At 69.5% G+C, this 1,135-nt stretch carries 1 protein-coding gene and 1 pseudogene; both read right to left on the bottom strand.

All coding sequences use genetic code 11. From position 1 onward, the window contains the following. A pseudogene (locus SNE206_RS40020) lies at positions 1-188 on the bottom strand (OpcA protein); the annotation flags it as partial. Continuing rightward, a partial coding sequence (gene zwf, locus SNE206_RS40015; protein WP_407918511.1) for a glucose-6-phosphate dehydrogenase occupies positions 185-1,135 on the bottom strand: 951 nt, incomplete at its 5' end. The pseudogene SNE206_RS40020 and the gene zwf, both read right to left, overlap by 4 nt.

The following is a 1,135-nucleotide window of genomic DNA, read 5'->3' as shown; positions in this document are numbered from 1 at the left end:
AGGGTGCGGGAGGGGTGTTCGCGGGAGGCGTCGTTGGCGGCCTTGAGGGCGTCGTAGGCGCTGCCCTCGTCGGTGACGATGACGAGGGTGAGGACCATCCCGGCGGCGCCCGCGCCGGCGGCGCGGCGGGCCTCCATGAGGGCGCCGTTGATCTTGCTGGACGTGGTGTCCGTGAGGTCGATCTTCATGGCCGGCGCCAGCTCCTGCCGTCTCGTGCGAGCATCTCGTCGGCCTCCGCGGGGCCCCAGGTGCCCGAGGGGTACTGCGCGGGCTTGCCGTGGGTGTCCCAGTACTTCTCGACGGGGTCGAGGATCTGCCAGGACAGTTCGACCTCCTGGTGGCGCGGGAAGAGGTTCGCGTCGCCGAGGAGCACGTCGAGGATGAGCCGCTCGTAGGCCTCGGGGCTGGACTCGGTGAAGGACTCGCCGTAGGCGAAGTCCATGGTGACGTCCCGGACCTCCAGGGCGGTGCCGGGCACCTTGGAGCCGAAGCGGACGGTGACGCCCTCGTCCGGCTGGACCCGGATGACCAGGGCGTTCTGTCCGAGTTCCTCGGTGGCGTAGGAGTCGAAGGGCAGGTAGGGGGCGCGCTGGAAGACCACGGCGATCTCGGTGACGCGCCGGCCGAGGCGTTTGCCGGTGCGCAGGTAGAACGGGACGCCCGCCCAGCGGCGGTTGTTGATCTCCAGTTTGATCGCGGCGTAGGTGTCGGTGGTGGAGGAGGGGTCGATGCCGTCCTCGTCGAGGTAGCCGACGACCTCCTCGCCGCCCTGCCAGCCGCCCGCGTACTGGCCGCGCACGGTGTGGGCGCCGAGGTCGGCGGGCAGGCGGACCGCGGAGAGGACCTTGAGCTTCTCGGCGACCAGGGCCTTGGGGTGGAAGGAGGCCGGTTCCTCGATGGCGGTCAGGGCCATCAGCTGCAGGAGGTGGTTCTGGATGACGTCGCGGGCCGAGCCGATGCCGTCGTAGTAGCCGGCGCGGCCGCCGATGCCGATGTCCTCGGCCATGGTGATCTGCACGTGGTCGACGTAGGAGCGGTTCCAGATGGGTTCGAACATCTGGTTGGCGAACCGCAGGGCCAGGATGTTCTGGACGGTCTCCTTGCCCAGGTAGTGGTCGATCCGGAAGACCTCGTC

Source organism: Kitasatospora sp. NE20-6, from assembly GCF_045862635.1.
This window is presented reverse-complemented; position numbering and strand designations above follow the sequence as displayed.